We start from the raw sequence: 18,433 nt of genomic DNA on the forward strand, positions 1-18,433 counted from the left end.
GCCGGACCGCACCCGGCGCGTCAGCCGCCGGAGGTGTCCAGCTCCGCGTCCTCGCTGACGCCCGCGCAGTCGTAGGGGTCCTTCAGCCAGCCGTCCGGCAGCACCACCCGGTTGTTGCCGGACGTACGGCCGCGGGGCCCGTCCGCGCCGGCGGGCCAGGGCTGGTCGAGGTCCAGCTCGTCGAGACCGCCGCGCAGCGCCTGGAGCGAGGACGTGATCGCAAGGCGCTTGCGCATCTCGGAGCCGACCGCGAAGCCCTTCAGGTACCAGGCGACGTGCTTGCGGAAGTCGATGACTCCCCGCGCCTCGTCGCCGATCCACTCGCCGAGCAGGGTGGCGTGCCGGACCATGACGTCGGCGACCTCGCGCAAGGTCGGCCGCGCGATGTCCTGATCACGTCCTTCGAAGACCGCGACCAGATCGGAGAACAGCCAGGGCCGCCCGAGGCAGCCGCGTCCGACGACCACGCCGTCGCAGCCGGTCTCGCGCACCATGCGCACGGCGTCCTCGGCCGACCAGATGTCGCCGTTGCCGAGCACGGGGATCTCCGGCACATGCTCCTTCAGGCGCGCGATGGCGTCCCAGTCGGCGGTGCCGCCGTAGTGCTGGGCGGCGGTACGGCCGTGCAGCGCGATCGCCGTGACGCCCTCCTCGGCGGCGATCCGCCCGGCGTCGAGGTAGGTGATGTGGTCGTCGTCGATGCCCTTGCGCATCTTCATCGTCACCGGCAGGTCACCGGCCCCGCTGACGGCCTCCCGCAGGATCGCCCGCAGCAGGTTCCGCTTGAACGGCAGCGCGGAGCCGCCGCCCTTGCGGGTCACCTTCGGCACCGGGCAGCCGAAGTTCAGGTCGATGTGATCGGCCAGGCCCTCCTCCGCGATCATGCGGACGGCCTTGCCGACGGTGGCGGGGTCGACGCCGTACAGCTGGATCGAGCGCGGCTTCTCGGTCGCGTCGAAGTGGATCAGCTGCATGGTCTTCTCGTTGCGCTCGACCAGCGCCCGGGTCGTGATCATCTCGCTGACGAACAGCCCCTTGCCACCGCTGAACTCCCTGCACAGGGTGCGGAAGGGCGCGTTCGTGATCCCGGCCATGGGGGCGAGGACGACGGGCGGCTGGACGGTGTGCGGGCCGATCTGCAACGGCGAGGCGGTCGTGGGCATCCACCCATTCTCACGTACCGGACCGGGTGCCGCGAAATTCGTTAGTTAGGCGTACTATTCAAGGATGCCGGAGCTCAGCCCACGCCGCCGAGTGCTGGTCCTCGCGATCTGCTGCATGAGCCTGCTGATCGTGAGCCTCGACACCACGGCACTCAACGTCTCCCTCCCCGTGATGCAGCGCGATCTCGGCGCGAGCACGTCGGGCCTGCAGTGGACGATCGACGCGTACACCCTCGTCCTGGCCTCGCTGCTGATGCTGGCCGGCTCCACGGCGGACCGGATCGGCCGCAAGCGCGTCTTCATGACCGGCCTGATCCTGTTCACCATCGGCTCGGCCCTGTGCTCCGCCGCACCGACCCTCGACTTGCTGATCGTCTTCCGGATGGTGCAGGCGGTGGGCGGCTCGATGCTCAACCCCGTCGCGATGTCGATCATCACCAACACCTTCACCGACTCACGCGAACGGGCCCGGGCGATCGGTGTGTGGGGCGCGGTCGTCGGCATCTCGATGGCCGCGGGACCGCTCGTCGGAGGTCTGCTCGTGGACGCGGTCGACTGGCGCGCGATCTTCTGGGTCAACCTACCGGTGGGCCTGACCGCCCTCCTGCTCACCCTCCGCTTCGTCCCCGAGTCCAGGGCCCCGAAGGCCCGCCGACTGGACCCGGTGGGCCAGCTCCTGGTGATCGTGCTGTTCGGCGCGCTGACGTACGCGATCATCGAGGCGCCGAACGCCGGGTTCGCCTCGGTGCTGCCGTTCGCGGCGGTCGCGGCGGCGGCCCTGCTCGGCCTCCTCTGGTACGAGCCGCGCCGCGCCGAGCCCCTGATCGACCTGCGGTTCTTCCGGTCGGCGCCGTTCAGCGGGGCCACGGTGATCGCGATCGGCGCGTTCGCCGCGCTGGGCGGGTTCCTGTTCCTGTCGACGCTGTACCTCCAGAACGTGCGCGGCCTCGACGCGCTGCACGCGGGCCTGTGGATGCTGCCGATGGCGACGCCGATGTTCCTGTGCGCGCCGCTGTCCGGGCGGCTGGTGGGCAGCCGGGGGCCACGGCTGCCGCTGCTGGTCGCGGGGGCCGCGATGACGACGAGCTGCGCGATGTTCGCGCTCTTCGAGGCGGAGACGTCCGATGCCACCCTGATGCTCGGGTACGTGCTGTTCGGCATCGGGTTCGGGTTCGTGAACGCGCCGATCACGAATACGGCCGTGTCGGGGATGCCGCGGGCGCAGGCCGGCGTCGCGGCCGCCGTCGCCTCCACCAGCCGCCAACTGGGCCAGACGCTGGGGGTGGCGGTGATCGGGGCGGTGCTGGCGGCCGGGATCGGTTCGTCCTCGTACAAGGACTCGTTCGTGTCCGCCTCGATGCCGGGGTGGTGGATCATCACCGGGTGTGGGCTGCTGGTCCTTGTCGTGGGCGCGGTGACGAGCGGGCCTTGGGCACGACGTACTGCCGCGAGAACCGCTGAGCGCCTGGACGCGGGCGAGGTACGGCAAGTTCTTGGAGTACGCGGTTGATCGGCGTTCAAGTCGGCCGCTCGATCCGGTGCTGAGGTGGCGCCGTGGAGTTTCCCCTGTCGTCGGTGAAGTCAGAAAGAGCGATCACGGCAACTCCAATGGCCAGCAACGCCACAGTCGCGGCTCCGCCGGCGGAGACGGCCGCGAGCCGGGACGCGCCGAGCGCGCCGACCGCCGGCCCGGAGGCAAACCCCAGGACGAGGGAGATCAGGACACAGAACGCGAAAGCGATGAGCCTCTTCTGATTGGCGCTCACCGTTGCTCCTTCTTCTGGAGGTGGCCGGTGAGCGCGCGACAGCCTCGACCAGCCACCTGCGCATGCAGATGACGTGTACTCCTCGCCCCGTGCCGCGCCACTGGGCGCGGTCCTCTCAAGGAGTTGGTCGAGTCCCGTCGCACCAGCCCTGTGCTTCAGTCCTCAAAACGGGCCAATGGCCCGGTGGAACTCTGATGCCGTTGATGATCGCGTCTCTCGCACTTCGCGAGAAACCCCCCGTGATCTCGTCCGGTTGGGCTGTGCACCGGGCGAAGCAGGTCCCAGCACGGCCGTAGTGTTTCCCAACCGCTCCTGCTGAACAGCAAAGCAGCACAGCACCAAGTACCGCAACACATGCGAAAGGCCCTTCAACTGCGAGTAGTTGAGGGGCTCTTACCAGCCGCGGCGGCTCAGACCACCGCCCGCCCGAGCGCAATCGCGTGCAGCTTCTCCAGACGTTCCCTCGACTCCTCGTCCGCCGGGACGTAAGTCACCATCCTCGGGCCCACGTCCGGGCTCAGCCACAGGTCGGTGTGGTCGACCAGGATTCGGCCGACGTGGCGGTTGAGGAACTCCTTGCGCTTGCTGCGGTGGGACACCACCTCGTGGCGCTCCCACACCTCGCGGAACTCGGGGGACTCGGTGCGCAGGCGTCCCAGGAGCATCTTCCAGGCGGGCTCGCCGAGATGACCCGCCATCGCGGCCCGGAAGCGGGCGGCCATGAGGCGCTGGGTCTCCTCCAGGTGCACGATCGAGGACTGCCAGTCCTGGTTGGTGTACGACAGGATCATGCAGTTGCGGTCCTCGGGCGGCACCGCCTCCAGGTCGCAGAGCAGCAGGCCGTAGGTGCGGTTGTGGGCGAGGATGTCGTACCGGCTGTTCTGCAGGCACGCCGGATACGGCTCCAGCTGTTCCAGGACGGCCCGCATCACGGGCGTCACCGACGGGCAGGCCGTCGCCGGCGTGGGGTCCACCGCGCCGGCCAGCTGGAAGAGATGGGACCGCTCGCTGGGGTCGAGCATCAGGGTGCGGGCGAGGGCGTCGAGGACCTGGACGGAGACCTGGATGTCCCGGGCCTGCTCAAGCCACGTGTACCAGGTGACGCCGACCGCGGCGAGCTGCGCGACCTCCTCGCGGCGCAGGCCGGGTGTGCGGCGCCGGCTGCCGCGGGGCAAACCGACCTGCTCGGGGGCGATGTGCTCGCGGCGGTGGCGCAGGAAGGCGGCGAGTTCATGGCGCCGGATCGCCGACGCGGCCGTACCGTGCGAGGCGTCCGCGGTCGCCGTCGTCTCCTGGGCCATGGTCGTCATGCCTCCAGCCTGCCGCCTCCCGGACCCTGTTTCCGGGTGGTTCCGCTACCAGGATAAGGACACTCTGGTACCAGTCTCCGGACCGTCGCAGCCTGGTGACCGTGACCGAAACCATCACTTCACGCAAGGCCGACCGGGCCACCGCGGCGGCACCCTCGCTCGGTGGCCTCGGCCTGTTCACGGTGCTGCTCGCCGCGGCACTGCCCCTCATCGACTTCTTCATCGTCAACGTGGCCCTGCCCACCATCGGCCACGACCTCGCGGCGAGCGAGGCCGTGCTCGAACTCGTGGTGGCGGGCTACGGGTTGGCGTACGCCGTACTGCTCGTCCTCGGCGGGCGGCTCGGTGACCTGTTCGGCCGGCGGCGGCTGTTCCTCGGCGGCATGGCGGCCTTCGGGCTGACCTCGCTGGCGTGCGGTCTTGCGCCCAGCGCGTGGACGCTCGTCGCGGCGCGGGTCGCGCAGGGCGCGGCGTCCGCGGCGATGCTGCCGCAGGTCCTCGCGACGATCCAGTCGGCCACCAGCGGCCGGCGCCGCGCGAAGGCCATGGGCCTGTACGGCGCGACGGCCGGCCTGTCGATGGTCGCCGGGCAGATCCTCGGCGGCGTCCTGGTCGCGGCGGACATCTGGGGCACCGGCTGGCGCTCGGTGTTCCTTGTGAACGTGCCCGTGGTCCTGGTCGGCCTGTTCCTGGCCGCCCGCACGGTCCCGGAGACCCGCTCCCAGCACCCTGAGCCGCTCGACGCCCCCGGCACGGTCCTGCTCGCCGTCGCCCTGATCGCGCTGCTGGCCCCGCTCACCGAGGGCCGCGCGGCGGGCTGGCCGCTGTGGACGTGGCTGTCACTGGCGGCGTTCCCGTTCGTGGCGGCGGCGTTCTACGCGGTGGAGCGCAGGGCAGACCGCAAAGGCCGTACGCCGCTGGTGCCGCCGAGCCTGTTCGGCTTGCTGTCGCTGCGCCGCGGTCTGGTGATGATCGTGCCGTTCTCGATCGGCTTCAGCGGCTTCATGTTCGTGATCGCGGTGGCGTTGCAGCAGGGTGCGGGGCTCGGTCCGGTCGGTGCGGGTCTCGCGCTGGTGCCGATGGCGGTGGCGTTCTTCTTCGTCTCGCTCGCCGGTCCGCGACTCGTGGCCCGTCACGGCACCCGGGTGGTGGCCGCCGGTGCCGCGGTCCAGGGCGTCGGCGTGGGCCTGATGGCGCTGGCCGCCTGGCGTTCCTGGCCGGACCTCGGCCTGCTCGAACTGCTGCCGGGCGCGGCGATCGCCGGTGCGGGCCAGGCCCTGCAACTCCCGGTCGTCTTCCGGATCGTGCTCTCCGAGGTACCGCCGGCCAGGGCGGGCGTGGGCAGCGGGGTGATGATCACGACCCAGCAGTCGGCGCTGGCGCTGGGCGTGGCGACCCTCGGCACGCTGTTCCTCTCCCTGGTCCCCGGGGCCGGTATGCGGGACGCCCTGGTGACGACGCTGCTGGTCCAGCTGGCCGGGGTGGCGCTGACGGGCCTGCTCAGCCTGCGTCTGCCGCGCACGGTCTCCTGATCGAGTTGTGAGGGTGTGGCCACAGGTTGGTCAACTCGCCGGGCCGAAGTCCCTGTTGATGTTGGTCTTGCTGCACACTCCTTGCTGCGCGGCGCCGCGCATGGAATCTCGATGCCCTCGGACGCTGGAGGCGTCATGCTGGAGATCAACACGAGCAAGGTGAGCCGCTGGGACCACCACGGACGAGAGCATGTCGTACGGGTACTCCGCAGGGGCACGCAGCGCACGGTCAGATGCGACACCTGTGGCTGGCGCAAGGGCGCGCAGTTCCTGCCCTGGCTGAAGGCGGAGGAGCATCTGGCCGAGGCCCACCAGGCCACGGTGGACCCGACCGAGGCGCAGACCGACGGATGAGCCGCATCCGCCGCTACCGACCCCGGGACCGCGAGGCCGTCGAGGACATCTGCGTCCGCACGGCGCACCTGGGCGGCGACAGCCGGCCGCACTACCGGGACCCCGGCATCTTCCCGGCGACCTTCGCGGTCCCGTACGCCGTCCTGGAGCCGGACCTGGCGTTCGTCCTGGACGACGGGGACGGGCGGGCCGTCGGCTATGTCGTGGGCGCCGCGGACACCGCGCGCTTCGTGACGGCGTTCCGCCGCGAGTGGCTGCCGTCGGCCGGCGGCCGGTATCCCCTGCCGGAGGGACCGCCGCGCACCCCGGACGAGGAGATGGCCGGGCTGCTGCACGATCCGGAGCGGATGCTCGTCCCGGAGGTCGCCGCCTACCCGGCCCATCTCCACATCGATCTGCTGCCCGACTGGCAGGGCCGCGGCCACGGGCGCGCGCTGATGCGCACCCTGCTGAAGGCCCTCGGGGACAAGGGGGTCCCGGCGGTGCACCTGACGATGGTCACCGCCAACACCCCGGCGCGGGCGTTCTACGACCGGCTGGGCTTCCACGAGACAGCCGTCCCGGACCCGGGCCCGGTCACGTTCCTCGGCCGTACTACGGGCGCACTCGACGCCCTGTGACGGCTCAGCCGCGGGCCCGCAGCCCGCACAGCAGCAGGTCCACGAGGGCCTCGAAGTCGCCCTCCACGCCCGGCTGTTCCCACTCCCGGGCGTAGTGCGGGTCGTGGAAGAAGCCGGTCGCCCGGAACAGGGCGCCCGCGGTGACGGCCGGGTCGTCGGCGGTGAAGGCGCCCGCGGCGACGCCCGCGCGCACGATCTCGGTGAGCTGGCCGGTGAGTTCGGCGATGTGCTCGCCGACGACCGTCTCTGCGGTCTCGGTGGTCAGCACCGTGTACGTGGCGAAGAGCTCCGGGTCGTCGAACGCCTTGCGGCGCTTGGCGGCGAACAGCGCCGCGAGCCACTCGCGCACCCGGCTCTCCGGGTCCAGGCCGGGTGCCGCGACGATGGCCGCGAGCACCTGTGTGGTCCGGTCCAGCCACCGCTTGGTGACCGCTTCGCGCAGCGCCGCCTTGGTACGGAAGTGCCGGTAGACGCTGCCATGGCTGACGCCGAGCGCGCGGGCCACGTCGACCACGGTGGCCTTGGCCGGGCCGTGGCGGCGCAGCACCTCCTCGGTGGCTTCGAGGATGCGCTCGGCGGTCAGGGTCTGGGGCGTCGGTGGCATGCCCTAGACCGTACCTGGCAGGGGCCTGGTCACTTGCTGCCCAGGTGGGCCATCTGCGGGGCCGGGTAGCGGTCGCCGGCCGCGGCGTCCGCCGGGACCGCCCGCTCGATCGCCGCGAGATCGGCGCCGTCCAGCGTGACGTCCAGCGCACCCAGCGACTCGGTGAGCCGCTCGCGGGTGCGGGCACCGACGAGCGGCACGATGTCGTCGCCGCGGGAGAGCACCCAGGCGATGGCGATCTGGGCGACGGAGACGCCCTTCTGTTCGGCGATCTTCCGCAGCGCCTCGACGAGGTCGAGGTTGTGCCGGAGGTTCTCGCCCTGGAAGCGGGGTGAGTACGCCCGGAAGTCGTTGGCGGCGAGCTGCCGGTCGCGGGTGAAGTGCCCGGAGATCAGCCCGCGCGACAGGACGCCGTACGCGGTGATGGAGATGCCCAGTTCACGGGTGGTCGGCAGGACCTCCTCCTCGATGCCGCGGGAGATCAGCGAGTACTCGATCTGGAGGTCGGAGATGGGGGCGGTGGCGGCGGCCCGGCGGACGGTGTCGGCGCCGACCTCGCTGAGGCCGACGTGGCGGACGTACCCCTTCTCGATCAGTTCGGAGATCGCGCCGACGGTCTCCTCGATCGGTACGTCGGGGTCGAGCCGGGCGATCCGGTAGACGTCGATGTGGTCGGCGCCCAGCCGCTGGAGGGAGTAGGCGGCGAAGTTCTTCACGGCGGCCGGGCGGCCGTCGTATCCGATCCAGTCGCCGTCCGGGGAGCGCAGGGCGCCGAACTTCACGCTGATCCGGGCCTGTTCGCGCAGGGCGGCGGGCGCGGTGCGCAGGGCCTCGCCGACCAGCATCTCGTTGTGGCCCATGGCGTAGAAGTCGCCGGTGTCGAGCAGCGTCACGCCCGCTTCGAGGGCGGCGTGCACGGTGGCGATCGACTCGGTCCGGTCCGCGTCGCCGTACAGCGCGGACATGCCCATGCAGCCGAGGCCGAGGGCGGAGACCTGGGGGCCGGTGGTTCCGAGGGAGCGGGTTTGCATCGTCATGCCTCCACCCTGCCCTAACAGCTGACAGATTTCAATATCTGTCATTCCATACTTGTCCGCACGCCCCCGCCGGGCCTCCCGGCCACCCAATGTGGTCCAGACCTATTGACGAAAGGTCTGGACCACGAGCACTGTCATGCCTACGACATCGCGCGCCCCGACCCCCACCGGGAGGCCCCGTATGCTCCGCCGCGCCCTCAGCCTGCTCACCGCGGCTCTGGCGACCGTCTGTCTCGCCCAGCTCCCCGCCGCGTCCCCCGCGTCAGCCGCCGACACCTGCGCGGTGAAGTCCAAGCCGTCCGGCAAGGTCCTCCAGGGCTACTGGGAGAACTGGGACGGCGCCGCCAACGGCGTCCACCCGCCCTTCGGCTGGACCCCGATCACCGACTCCCGCATCGCCGCGCACGGCTACAACGTGATCAACGCGGCGTTCCCGGTCATCCGCTCCGACGGCACGGCGCTGTGGGAGGACGGCATGGACAACGGGGTGAAGGTGGCCACCCCCGCGGAGATGTGCGCGGCCAAGGCGTCCGGCCGGACGATCCTGCTCTCGATCGGCGGCGCGACCGCCGGCATCGACCTCAACTCGACGGCCGTCGCGGACAGGTTCGTCGCGACGATCGTGCCGATCCTGAAGAAGTACAACTTCGACGGCATCGACATCGACATCGAGACGGGCCTGGTGGGCAGCGGGAACATCAGCCGGCTCTCCACGTCCCAGGCCAACCTGATCCGCATCATCGACGGGATCCTGGCGCGGATGCCGTCCGACTTCGGTCTGACGATGGCCCCGGAGACGGCGTACGTCACCGGCGGCAGCGTCGTCTACGGCTCGATCTGGGGCGCGTACCTGCCCATCATCAAGAAGTACGCCGACAACGGCCGCCTGTGGTGGCTGAACATGCAGTACTACAACGGCAGCATGTACGGCTGCTCCGGCGACTCCTACTCGGCGGGCACCGTCGCCGGCTTCACCGCCCAGACGGACTGCCTCGACAAGGGCCTCGTAGTGCAGGGCACGACCATCAAGGTGCCCTACGACAAGCAGGTGCCCGGCCTGCCCGCGCAGTCCGGCGCGGGTGGCGGCTACATGTCACCGTCCCTCGTCGCCCAGGCCTGGCGGCACTACGGCACCTCGCTCAAGGGCCTGATGACCTGGTCGATCAACTGGGACGGCTCCAAGAACTGGACCTTCGGCGACAACGTCAGGTCGCTGCAGGGCCGTTGACGCCGGGGGCACGCAGGTCCCGGACGTACCGGTCGAGCAGCGTGCCGTCCTCGGTGAACCGCTGCCCGCCGGGCGTGAATCCCGCCCGGCGGGCCACGGCCGTGGACGCCGCGTTCTCGGGCTCCACCTGGATCACGGCCTCCTTGCCGCCCACGCCGGCCGCGTACCGGCAGACCAGGAGGACGGCGCGGGTGGCCAGGCCGCGTCCCCGCCACGCCGGGTAGAGGCCGTAGGCGACATTGACCTGGCCGCGGGTGAGGCCCTCCGCCGCGAGGCGCAGGTCGATCGTGCCCGCGAGCGTCCCGTCGGTGCCCGCGCGGATGCCGAAGGCGCGCAGCGGGCCGGCTGTCGCCCACTGTTCCTCGCAGTGCCGGAGGTAGGCGTCGACGCCCTCGCGCGTGCCGGGGCCGCCGCTGAGCCAGCGGACCAACTGCTCGTCCTCGCCCGCGAGGTGGGCCTCGGCGTCGGCCGGGCGCAGCGGGCTCAGGGTGATCGCCCCGTCGGACAGTTCCACCTCACACATCCTCGGGGCGCCGGCCCTCAGCCCCGCCCGTCGGCGTACAGGGCGGCGAACAGGCCCTGCGCACGGGTGCCGTCGGGCAGTTGCCAGGCACCGCCGACATGACCGGAGGCCCCCTCGGGCGGCAGCGGGACACCCTGCGGGGCGGGCCGCAGGACGCGGTGCAGCCGCAGGGTCGTGCCGTCCGGCGCGGCCAGCAGGGTGCCGTTCTCCGAGTCCTCGACGACCGGGGCGGCGACCTGCCCCGCCCCGAGGCCCGGACCGGTGTAGGAGCGGGTGACCTCCCGGTCGACGGCGTCGGTGACGCTCTGCGCCTGGGCCTGGACCCGGCCCTCGATCAGCGCCCACAACCGGTCCACCAGCACCGGGTCGTGGCAGCCGTCGTAGGCCCAGCGCGGCCCCAGCACCCCGTGCTCCATGGTGCCGACGAGGGCGTGCTCGGCGCCTTCCAGAGGGGCACCGCGATAGGTCAGCGGAACCAGATGGCCGACCGTCCGAGGACCGGAGTCGTCCGTCACCACCATGAACTCGATCCCGACCTCGCCCTCCGGGTCGTCCAGCCGGAAGCCACCGGCCTTGACCGGCCGGGGTTCACCGGCACCGGCGTACCACGGGCGGGTGGGCAGCCACGCGGTGAGCAGCTCCAGCTTCGTCGGCTTGAGGGTGGTGCGGTGAATGATGGCCATGCCGCAGGCTCTCACGGAAACCCGACCGGCTGGTACGCTTTTGCGATCATGATGACGACGACGTACTTCTTCCACCTCCGCTAGCCGCTCCGTCGGCACGACGCGGAACACCCCGGCGCCGGCGATGCGGGACGGTCCTCCACCGTCCCGGGCTTCGACGTGGGAGAAGACGGCATCATGCGCACACCGCGCGTGTTCCTGGTGGCCCGGTGCGTACGGGGACTGGAGTCCGCCCTCGGCACCGAGATTCTGCGGACGCACTCCGCGGCCATCGACCGGATCGGCCACCGCGAGGTGGGCTTCCGGGTGACCGGCGACGACATCGCCCCTCGGCTCCGCACCGCCGACGATGTCTTCCTGCCGGCCCACCGCCGGCCGGACATCGGCCCGCACAAGAGCGACCTGCCCGAACTGACCGCCCTGGCGCACGAGTTCGACCTGACCGACCTGGCCCGCGACCGCCGGGCCCTGGGCGGCCCGTCCGGCTTCGGCGACGGCATCGAGATCTCGGCGTCCTTCCTGGGCCGCAGGACGTACAACCGCTACGACATCGAGGACACCGTCGGCCGGGTGCTGGCCGAGCGGGCGGGGCTGCCGTACCACTCGCGCCGGCACGGCGACGCGCCCCCGCCCGGCCACAGCGGCTGGCGGCTGACCCTGGACGGTGCCCACGCCACCCTGCTGCTGCGCCTGGGCCGGCGTCCCGCACACCGGCGCGCCTACAAGCAGGCGACGATCCCGGGCACCCTGCACCCCCCGGTCGCCGCCGCCATGGCCCGGGCGGCCGAACTACGGCCGGGGCAGCGGGTACTGGACCCGTGCTGCGGCGCGGGCACGCTGCTGATCGAGGCCCATCACACGGCGCCGGGCACCACCCTGCTCGGCTTCGACCTCGATCCGGCCGCGCGCCGGGCGGCACGGGAGAACGCCGGCCCGCTGCCGGTCACGGTCCGCCGCGGCGACGCCGGGGCCCTCCCCCTCGCCGACCGCAGCGTGGACCGGGTGCTGTGCAACCCGCCGTGGGGCGCACAGGTCGGCGCGGCTGGCCGCCTCGCCGGGCACCCGGAGCGCTGGTGGCACGAACTCGCCAGGGTCCTCACGGACGAGGGACGCGCGGTGGTGCTCCTGCCGGACGCGAGCAGCCTCGCTCGCGCCCTGACGGTCGGTCTGTCCCCGGTCCACGTCCAACGACTCAGCCTGTTCGGCAGCCGGCCGCTCCTGGTCCACCTGGAACGCCGAGTCCTCGCACCCCTCAAGGGGCGCGGGGAACTGCGCGATCAGCCCCCCGTCGCCGCAGCCGAACAACGGCGCACCCGGCGGAGCCGCTAGCGGGCGGTGACCGCCAGCTTCGCGCCCAGCGCCACGAACGACCCGGCGAAGGTCCGCCGCAGCCACGTCATCACCCGGGGCCGGGAGGTGACGTGGCTGCGCACGGACGCCGCGAGGACGCCGTACGCCGCGAAGACCACGAACGTCGCCGCCATGAAAACCCCGCTGAGCACGAGCATGTGCGGCAGCGCGTTCGCCTCGCCCGGGTCCACGAACTGCGGCAGGAAGGCGAAGAAGAACATCGTCAGCTTCGGATTGAGAATGTTGATCAGCACACCCCGCACGATCACCCGCCCCACGGACAGCGGCGCGGGCTCCGCGTCCACCACGAGGGCGTCCTTGTCCCTGATCGTCGCCCACGCCATGTACAGCAGGTAGGCGACGCCCGCGAACTTCAGCACCTGAAAGGCGGTCGCACTCGCGTGCAGCAGCGCGGCGACGCCGGTGATGGTGGCCACCATGTGCGGCACGATCCCGAGGGTGCAGCCGAGCGCGGCGACGACGCTCGCACGCCGGCCGCGGGACAGCGCGGCGGCGAGCGTGTAGACCACACCGGTGCCGGGAGTGGCGACGACGACGAGGGTGGTGAGCAGAAAGGCGAGACTCATGCGGGCCAGCCTGCCGGGCCCGCCGCGCCCCCGGACAGGGCCAATCGACGACCGTGATCCCGGACCAATCGGCTCCGTTGGACAGCCCCTTGCACCCCTCGGACAATGGGAGTTGTCGGCGTGCAGTGTCCCCGGCGGCGCCTGCCGCCGGCCGCGCGGTACTCCTGCGCCGCCCGAGGAGGCCGCCATGATCGTCCGAATCGCCACGTTCAATGTGGAGAACCTCTTCCGCCGCCCCAAGGCCTTCAACCTGCCGGACCCGACGCAGCGGAACGAGGTCGTGTCCGACTTCAGCACGCTGGTCGCCCTGCTGAACCTCACGACCTACGAGCCGGCCGACAAGGCCCGGATCTCCGCGCTCATCAAGAAGCACCGGGCCCACGGCCTGGACCACGACAACCCTCCGGCGATCCACATCAACCAGACCCGCTTCGGAGGCGGCAGGCTGTTCGACACGAAGGAGCAGCCGGAGGACGAGGACTTCGAGGTCAAGGTCGTCGCCAACGGCCGCGGAGGATGGGCCGGTTGGGCCGATCTCGTACGGGACGACCTCGACACGCAGGCAGTGCACAACACCGGCCGGGTGATCGACGAGATCGACGCCGACATCCTGCTCCTGGTGGAGGTCGAGGACCGCCTCACGCTGGACCGCTTCAACACGCAGATCCTGGCGGGCGTGCACGGGAGGCGGCCGTACCCCTTCAACATGCTGATCGACGGCAACGACGGCCGCGGTATCGACGTCGGGATTCTCAGCCGGTACCCGATCACCTCCGTCCGGCCGCACATCTTCGACCCCGACCCGGACCGGCCGGGTGAGCATCTGTTCAGCCGCGACTGCCCTGAGTTCGAGATCGAGTTCAACGGGACACCGCTGGTGCTCCTCGGCAACCACTTCAAGAGCCAGAGCGACGACGACCCTGTACTGCGCCTCGCCCAGGCACGGCGCGTCGCCGAGATCTACGAGGCCGCCCGGGAGCGCACCCCGTACGTCATGGTCGCCGGAGACCTCAACGACCACCCGGACAGCGAACCCGTCGACGTACTGCTGGACACCGGCCTGCGCGATGCCATGAGCCACTCCGGCTACCGGGGCGTCCCCGGAACCTACCGCCCGTGCGACACGGTGGAGCGCAAGATCGACTACCTGCTGTTCCCGCCGCAGCTGTGGCACCGGATCCAGCACGTCGACCTCGAAACGCGCGGAATCTTCTGGAACCCGCCCCCGGAGATCAAGCACTTCGACAAGGTGACATCGAAGGCCGACTCCGCCTCCGATCACGCCGCTCTCTACGCCGATCTGGACCTGTGAAACGACGAGTTCCCCGCACCCTCGGGGGCGCGGGGAACTGCGCGACAAGCCACGACGAACCCGCGGCCTGCAAAGAACCCGAGCTAGCCGGACACTGACCCGCGGAGCCGGGCTAGCAGCCGATCAGGCGGCTCGCCAGGTAGCCCTCGATCTGGTCCAGGGAGATGCGTTCCTGCTTCATGGAGTCGCGCTCACGCACCGTCACGGCGTTGTCCTCGAGCGTGTCGAAGTCGACCGTCACGCAGTACGGCGTACCGATCTCGTCCTGACGGCGGTAGCGGCGGCCGATCGCGCCGGCGTCGTCGAACTCGATGTTCCAGTTCTGCCGCAGCGCCTGGGCGAGACCCTTGGCCTTGGGCGAGAGCTCCGGGTTGCGGGACAGCGGCAGGACCGCGACCTTCACGGGCGCCAGGCGGTGGTCCAGGCGCAGCACCGTGCGCTTCTCCATCTTGCCCTTGGCGTTCGGCGCCTCGTCCTCGACGTAGGCGTCGAGGAGGAACGCCAGCATCGCGCGGCCGACACCGGCGGCGGGCTCGATGACGAACGGCGTCCAGCGCTCGCCGGCCTCCTGGTCGAAGTAGGAGAGGTCCTGGCCTGATGCCTTGGAGTGCGCGCTGAGGTCGTAGTCGGTGCGGTTGGCGACGCCCTCCAGCTCACCCCACTCGTTGCCGCCGAACTGGAAGCGGTACTCGATGTCGGCGGTGCGCTTGGAGTAGTGGGAGAGCTTCTCCTTCGGGTGCTCGTACCACCGCATGTTCTCCTCGCGCAGGCCCAGGCCGGTGTACCAGTTCCAGCGCTGCTCCATCCAGTACTCCTGCCACTTCTCGTCCTCGCCCGGCTTGACGAAGAACTCCATCTCCATCTGCTCGAACTCGCGAGTGCGGAAGATGAAGTTGCCGGGCGTGATCTCGTTGCGGAAGGACTTGCCCATCTGCGCGATGCCGAACGGCGGCTTCTTGCGCGAAGCGGTGTGCACCAGGGCGAAGTTGGTGAAGATGCCCTGGGCGGTCTCGGGGCGCAGGTAGGCGATGGAGCCGGAGTCCTGCGTCGGGCCGAGGTGGGTGGAGAGGAGACCCGAGAACTGCTTGGGCTCGGTGAACTGGCCCTTGTTGCCGCAGTTCGGGCAGTTGATGTCCGCGAGGCCGTTCTCCGGCAGGTGGCCCTTCTTGGCCTCGTACGCCTCCTCCAGGTGGTCCGCGCGGAACCGCTTGTGGCAGGAGGTGCACTCGGTGAGCGGGTCCGTGAAGGTGGCGACGTGGCCGGAGGCGACCCAGACGTCGGGGGCCAGGATCACGGACGAGTCGATACCGACAACGTCCTCGCGCGAGGTGACCATGTAGCGCCACCACTGGCGCTTGAGGTTCTCCTTGAGCTCGACACCCAGCGGCCCGTAGTCCCAGGCGGCGCGCTGGCCGCCGTAGATCTCACTGCAAGGGAATACGAAGCCACGGCGCTTGCTCAGGCTGACGATGGTGTCGATCTTGTCGGCGGCCACGGTGCTCTCTTCATTACGACGACGGGCGACGAAGCGAGGCGCTTCACAGCGAATGCTTCAGGGTACCGGCGGGCACTCCCCCTCAATCAAATCGGTAGCCCTCTGTGGACGGCCGCTCACGCTTGTTGACAACCGTTTCCAACTTTGCTGAAAATGACTGTCATGAACGTACGACGACCTCACATATCCGGGATCGCCCTCGCGGCCGTCACCGCAGTCGGTATCGGCACCCTCACCGCCTGTTCCTCGGACAGCAGCGCCGCGGGCAACACGGACAAGTTCGACGTCGTCGCGTCGTTCTACCCCATGGCCTTCCTCGCCGAGCAGATCGGCGGCGGCCATGTGAAGGTCACCAGCCTCACCGAGCCCGGCCAGGAGCCGCACGACCTGGAGATCAGCGCCCGGCAGCGGGCCCAGCTGGAGGACTCCGACGCGGCCCTCTACCTCAAGGGCCTCCAGCCCTCGGTGGACGAGGCCATCGGCCAGTCCGGCCTCGACACGAAGATCGACGCCGCCACCCTGACCGAGCTGGAGGACCACGGCGCCGTCGAGCACGACCACGAGGGCGAGGAGGCCCACTCCGAGGAGTCGCCCTCCGAGGAGGAAGAGCACGCCCTCGACCCGCACGTCTGGCTCGACCCGGTGAAGTACGCCGAGATCGCCAAGGGCGTCGGCGCGGCCTTCGAGAAGGCGGACCCCGACCACGCGGCCGACTACAAGAAGAACACCGAGGCCCTGGTCAAGAGGCTCGGCGCGCTGAACACCGAGTTCGCAAACGGGCTGAAGGACACCCGTTCCAAGGTCTTCTTCACCAACCACTCCGCCTTCGGCTATCTCGCCGAGCGCTACGGCCTGACCCAGGAGGCCATCACCGGCGTCGACCCGGACAGCGAGCCGAGTCCGGCCCGGATGAAGGAGCTCCAGCAGGAGGCCAAGGCCGACGGCGTCACCACCGTCTTCTACGAGACACTCGTGTCCGACAAGACCGCGAAGACCCTCGCCGACGACGCCGGCCTGAAGACGGACGTGCTCGATCCGCTGGAGGGCATCACCGACAAGTCCAAGGGCGACGACTACTTCGGGGTCATGGAGGCCAACCTCGCGGCCCTGAAGACCGCCCTGGGAGCCAAATGATCGACCCTACGGAGGACGGCATGACCGAGCCCGTCATATCGCTGCGCGGCGTCCGCGCCGAGCTGGGCTCGCGCCCCGTCCTGCGCGGCATCGACCTCACCGTGCACCGCGGTGAGGTCGTCGCCCTGCTCGGGGCCAACGGCTCCGGCAAGTCGACGGCCGTGCGCGGCGTCATCGGCCAGGTGCCCGTCAGCGCCGGCGAGATCGAGCTGTTCGGCACCGCGCGGGCCCGGTTCCGCAACTGGGCGCGGGTGGGCTACGTCCCGCAGCGCACGACGGCCGCCGGCGGGGTGCCCGCCACGGTCGGCGAGGTCGTCTCCTCGGGCCGCCTGTCCCGCACCCGCTTCGGCGTCTTCCGCAAGGCCGACCACGCGGCCGTACGGAACGCCCTGGAACTGGTCGGCATGGCGGACCGGGTGAAGGACTCCGTGAACGCCCTGTCCGGCGGTCAGCACCAGCGGGTGCTCATCGCCCGCGCGCTGGCCTCCGAGCCCGAGCTGCTGATCATGGACGAGCCGATGGCGGGCGTGGACCTGGACAGCCAGGAAGTGCTCGCGCGCACGCTCACCGAGCAGGTCGCGGGCGGTGCGACGGTCCTGCTCGTGCTGCACGAGCTGGGTCCCCTGGAGCCCCTGATCGACCGCGCGGTCGTCCTGCGCGACGGCTGCGTCCTGCACGACGGGCCGCCCCCGAAGGCGCTCGGCCAGCACGCGCTGCCCGGCCACGACCACGTACACCCGCACGCGGCTCACGACGCCGAACCGATCCGGACGGGACTGCTGAGCTGATGGACTTCCTGAACTACGCATTCATGCAGCGGGCGCTGCTCGCCGCCGTCCTGGTCGGCATCACCGCGCCCGCCGTCGGCATCTACCTCGTGCAGCGCCGCCAGGCCCTGATGGGCGACGGGATCGGCCACGTCGCGATGACCGGCGTCGGCCTCGGCTTCCTGCTGTCCTGGTCGCCGGTGTGGATGGCGACACTGGTGTCGGTGCTCGGCGCGGTGCTGATGGAGCTGATCCGCTGGTACGGCCGCACTCGCGGCGACATCGCCCTCGCGATGCTCTTCTACGGCGGCATGGCCGGCGGCGTGATGCTGATCAACCTGGCGCCGAACGGCTCGAACGCGAACCTGACGTCGTACCTCTTCGGCTCCCTGTCCACGGTGAGCGAGTCCGACGTGACGGCGATCATCCTGCTCGCCGCGTTCGTGGTGCTCGTCACGCTCGGGCTGCGCCGCCAGTTGTTCGCGGTGAGCCAGGACGAGGAGTTCGCGAGGGTCACCGGTCTTCCGGTGCGTGCCCTGAACCTGCTGACGGCGATCACCGCGGCGGTGACCGTGACGGTCGCCATGCGGGTGGTCGGCCTGCTGCTGGTGAGCGCGCTGATGGTGGTGCCGGTGGCGGCGGCGCAGCAGCTGACGCGGAGCTTCGCGGCGACGTTCGCCATCGCCGTGGCGATCGGCATCACGGTGACCATCGGCGGCACCGTGACCTCGTACTACCAGGACGTGCCGCCCGGCGCGACGATCGTGCTGCTGACCATCGGCGCGTTCATCGCGCTGACCGCGCTGGCGACCCCGCTGGCCCGGCGCAGGGCCCGCGCCCTGGCGGCGGCGCAGCCCTCCGGCGACCCGGCGGAGTGCGCGATTCCGGCCAGCAGGGAGAGCGACGGGAAGGTGAGCGTCTGACCGCGCTCAGCCCGGGCTGGCACAATGGCCCGGCAAGGCGCAGAC

General features: G+C 70.7%; 19 protein-coding genes. 10 read left to right on the top strand and 9 right to left on the bottom strand.

Features of this window, described 5'->3' with window-relative positions; genetic code table 11:
* Positions 1 to 20 precede the first annotated feature (20 nt).
* Positions 21 to 1,163 (bottom strand): tRNA dihydrouridine synthase DusB, encoded by a 1,143-nt coding sequence (gene dusB, locus AC3ETA_RS01360; RefSeq protein WP_432190937.1) that lies wholly within the window; start codon positions 1,161 to 1,163, stop codon positions 21 to 23.
* Between the two features lie 64 nt (positions 1,164 to 1,227).
* On the opposite strand from dusB, the gene AC3ETA_RS01365 reads away from it, so the two are divergent.
* A complete protein-coding gene (locus AC3ETA_RS01365; RefSeq protein WP_432190938.1) occupies positions 1,228 to 2,673 on the top strand; it encodes an MFS transporter in 1,446 nt (481 codons plus the stop codon).
* A 7-nt stretch (positions 2,674 to 2,680) separates the two neighbouring features.
* Here AC3ETA_RS01365 and AC3ETA_RS01370 read toward each other — a convergent pair whose 3' ends face one another.
* Positions 2,681 to 2,929: a hypothetical protein gene (locus tag AC3ETA_RS01370; RefSeq protein WP_432190939.1), complete on the bottom strand. Its 249-nt coding sequence runs from the start codon at positions 2,927 to 2,929 to the stop codon at positions 2,681 to 2,683.
* 410 nt (positions 2,930 to 3,339) lie between these two features.
* Positions 3,340 to 4,239 (bottom strand): helix-turn-helix transcriptional regulator, encoded by a 900-nt coding sequence (locus AC3ETA_RS01375; protein WP_432190940.1) that lies wholly within the window; start codon positions 4,237 to 4,239, stop codon positions 3,340 to 3,342.
* A 101-nt stretch (positions 4,240 to 4,340) separates the two neighbouring features.
* Here AC3ETA_RS01375 and AC3ETA_RS01380 point away from each other — a divergent pair, with 101 nt between their 5' ends.
* The 3 genes from AC3ETA_RS01380 (at position 4,341) to AC3ETA_RS01390 (ending at position 6,745) form a co-directional block, all read left to right on the top strand.
* Complete coding sequence (locus AC3ETA_RS01380) at positions 4,341 to 5,771, top strand: MFS transporter (RefSeq protein ID WP_432190941.1); 1,431 nt, start codon at positions 4,341 to 4,343, stop codon at positions 5,769 to 5,771.
* 135 nt (positions 5,772 to 5,906) lie between these two features.
* Entirely contained in the window at positions 5,907 to 6,125 is a 219-nt protein-coding gene (locus AC3ETA_RS01385) for a hypothetical protein (RefSeq protein ID WP_432190942.1), read from the top strand.
* Positions 6,122 to 6,745: a GNAT family N-acetyltransferase gene (locus tag AC3ETA_RS01390; RefSeq protein WP_432190943.1), complete on the top strand. Its 624-nt coding sequence runs from the start codon at positions 6,122 to 6,124 to the stop codon at positions 6,743 to 6,745. The genes AC3ETA_RS01385 and AC3ETA_RS01390 overlap by 4 nt, the downstream gene beginning before the upstream one ends.
* A 4-nt stretch (positions 6,746 to 6,749) precedes the next feature.
* On the opposite strand, the gene AC3ETA_RS01395 is transcribed toward AC3ETA_RS01390, so the two are convergent.
* Positions 6,750 to 7,349 (bottom strand): TetR/AcrR family transcriptional regulator, encoded by a 600-nt coding sequence (locus AC3ETA_RS01395; protein ID WP_432190944.1) that lies wholly within the window; start codon positions 7,347 to 7,349, stop codon positions 6,750 to 6,752.
* A gap of 29 nt (positions 7,350 to 7,378) precedes the next feature.
* The gene (locus tag AC3ETA_RS01400; RefSeq protein WP_432190945.1) at positions 7,379 to 8,386 is read right to left on the bottom strand and encodes an aldo/keto reductase; all 1,008 of its coding nucleotides are present in this window, start codon (positions 8,384 to 8,386) and stop codon (positions 7,379 to 7,381) included.
* A 181-nt stretch (positions 8,387 to 8,567) separates the two neighbouring features.
* Here AC3ETA_RS01400 and AC3ETA_RS01405 point away from each other — a divergent pair, with 181 nt between their 5' ends.
* The gene (locus tag AC3ETA_RS01405) at positions 8,568 to 9,614 is read left to right on the top strand and encodes a chitinase (protein WP_432190946.1); all 1,047 of its coding nucleotides are present in this window, start codon (positions 8,568 to 8,570) and stop codon (positions 9,612 to 9,614) included.
* On the opposite strand, the gene AC3ETA_RS01410 is transcribed toward AC3ETA_RS01405, so the two are convergent.
* A complete protein-coding gene (locus AC3ETA_RS01410; protein ID WP_432190947.1) occupies positions 9,592 to 10,137 on the bottom strand; it encodes a GNAT family N-acetyltransferase in 546 nt (181 codons plus the stop codon). The genes AC3ETA_RS01405 and AC3ETA_RS01410 overlap by 23 nt on opposite strands.
* 17 nt (positions 10,138 to 10,154) lie before the next feature.
* Positions 10,155 to 10,820 (bottom strand): maltokinase N-terminal cap-like domain-containing protein, encoded by a 666-nt coding sequence (locus AC3ETA_RS01415; protein WP_432190948.1) that lies wholly within the window; start codon positions 10,818 to 10,820, stop codon positions 10,155 to 10,157.
* A 177-nt stretch (positions 10,821 to 10,997) separates the two neighbouring features.
* Between AC3ETA_RS01415 and AC3ETA_RS01420 the strand changes: the two genes are divergently transcribed.
* Entirely contained in the window at positions 10,998 to 12,149 is a 1,152-nt protein-coding gene (locus AC3ETA_RS01420; RefSeq protein ID WP_432190949.1) for a TRM11 family SAM-dependent methyltransferase, read from the top strand.
* Here the strand turns inward: AC3ETA_RS01420 and AC3ETA_RS01425 are convergent.
* The gene (locus AC3ETA_RS01425; protein WP_432190950.1) at positions 12,146 to 12,757 is read right to left on the bottom strand and encodes a LysE family translocator; all 612 of its coding nucleotides are present in this window, start codon (positions 12,755 to 12,757) and stop codon (positions 12,146 to 12,148) included. The genes AC3ETA_RS01420 and AC3ETA_RS01425 overlap by 4 nt on opposite strands.
* 187 nt (positions 12,758 to 12,944) lie before the next feature.
* On the opposite strand from AC3ETA_RS01425, the gene AC3ETA_RS01430 reads away from it, so the two are divergent.
* Positions 12,945 to 14,069 carry an endonuclease/exonuclease/phosphatase family protein gene (locus AC3ETA_RS01430; protein ID WP_432190951.1) on the top strand — a complete coding sequence of 375 codons (1,125 nt, stop codon included), beginning with the start codon at positions 12,945 to 12,947 and terminating at the stop codon, positions 14,067 to 14,069.
* Between the two features lie 112 nt (positions 14,070 to 14,181).
* Here the strand turns inward: AC3ETA_RS01430 and AC3ETA_RS01435 are convergent, their stop codons facing one another.
* Positions 14,182 to 15,564, bottom strand: a complete 1,383-nt coding sequence (locus AC3ETA_RS01435) for a glycine--tRNA ligase (protein WP_432190952.1) — start codon at positions 15,562 to 15,564, stop codon at positions 14,182 to 14,184.
* A 162-nt stretch (positions 15,565 to 15,726) separates the two neighbouring features.
* On the opposite strand from AC3ETA_RS01435, the gene AC3ETA_RS01440 reads away from it, so the two are divergent.
* The 3 genes from AC3ETA_RS01440 to AC3ETA_RS01450 are packed head-to-tail and all read left to right on the top strand — an operon-like array spanning position 15,727 to position 18,388.
* Positions 15,727 to 16,698, top strand: a complete 972-nt coding sequence (locus AC3ETA_RS01440; RefSeq protein WP_432190953.1) for a metal ABC transporter solute-binding protein, Zn/Mn family — start codon at positions 15,727 to 15,729, stop codon at positions 16,696 to 16,698.
* Positions 16,699 to 16,718: 20 nt separating this feature from the next.
* On the top strand, positions 16,719 to 17,486 hold the full coding sequence (locus AC3ETA_RS01445; protein WP_432190954.1) for a metal ABC transporter ATP-binding protein: 768 nt from the start codon (positions 16,719 to 16,721) through the stop codon (positions 17,484 to 17,486).
* Positions 17,486 to 18,388, top strand: coding sequence for a metal ABC transporter permease (locus AC3ETA_RS01450; RefSeq protein ID WP_432190955.1), 903 nt, complete (start codon positions 17,486 to 17,488; stop codon positions 18,386 to 18,388). The genes AC3ETA_RS01445 and AC3ETA_RS01450 overlap by 1 nt, the downstream gene beginning before the upstream one ends.
* Positions 18,389 to 18,433 lie beyond the last annotated feature (45 nt).

Source organism: Streptomyces sp. bgisy027 (assembly GCF_057710365.1).

Coding starts and splice junctions, on each gene's coding strand:
- dusB (WP_432190937.1), bottom strand. CDS start 1,163: ATGCCCACGACCGCCTCGCCGTTGCAGATCGGCCCGCACACCGTCCAG.
- AC3ETA_RS01365 (WP_432190938.1), top strand. CDS start 1,228: ATGCCGGAGCTCAGCCCACGCCGCCGAGTGCTGGTCCTCGCGATCTGC.
- AC3ETA_RS01375 (WP_432190940.1), bottom strand. CDS start 4,239: ATGACGACCATGGCCCAGGAGACGACGGCGACCGCGGACGCCTCGCAC.
- AC3ETA_RS01385 (WP_432190942.1), top strand. CDS start 5,907: ATGCTGGAGATCAACACGAGCAAGGTGAGCCGCTGGGACCACCACGGA.
- AC3ETA_RS01390 (WP_432190943.1), top strand. CDS start 6,122: ATGAGCCGCATCCGCCGCTACCGACCCCGGGACCGCGAGGCCGTCGAG.
- AC3ETA_RS01395 (WP_432190944.1), bottom strand. CDS start 7,349: ATGCCACCGACGCCCCAGACCCTGACCGCCGAGCGCATCCTCGAAGCC.
- AC3ETA_RS01400 (WP_432190945.1), bottom strand. CDS start 8,386: ATGACGATGCAAACCCGCTCCCTCGGAACCACCGGCCCCCAGGTCTCC.
- AC3ETA_RS01405 (WP_432190946.1), top strand. CDS start 8,568: ATGCTCCGCCGCGCCCTCAGCCTGCTCACCGCGGCTCTGGCGACCGTC.
- AC3ETA_RS01410 (WP_432190947.1), bottom strand. CDS start 10,137: ATGTGTGAGGTGGAACTGTCCGACGGGGCGATCACCCTGAGCCCGCTG.
- AC3ETA_RS01415 (WP_432190948.1), bottom strand. CDS start 10,820: ATGGCCATCATTCACCGCACCACCCTCAAGCCGACGAAGCTGGAGCTG.
- AC3ETA_RS01420 (WP_432190949.1), top strand. CDS start 10,998: ATGCGCACACCGCGCGTGTTCCTGGTGGCCCGGTGCGTACGGGGACTG.
- AC3ETA_RS01425 (WP_432190950.1), bottom strand. CDS start 12,757: ATGAGTCTCGCCTTTCTGCTCACCACCCTCGTCGTCGTCGCCACTCCC.
- AC3ETA_RS01430 (WP_432190951.1), top strand. CDS start 12,945: ATGATCGTCCGAATCGCCACGTTCAATGTGGAGAACCTCTTCCGCCGC.
- AC3ETA_RS01440 (WP_432190953.1), top strand. CDS start 15,727: ATGAACGTACGACGACCTCACATATCCGGGATCGCCCTCGCGGCCGTC.
- AC3ETA_RS01445 (WP_432190954.1), top strand. CDS start 16,719: ATGACCGAGCCCGTCATATCGCTGCGCGGCGTCCGCGCCGAGCTGGGC.
- AC3ETA_RS01450 (WP_432190955.1), top strand. CDS start 17,486: ATGGACTTCCTGAACTACGCATTCATGCAGCGGGCGCTGCTCGCCGCC.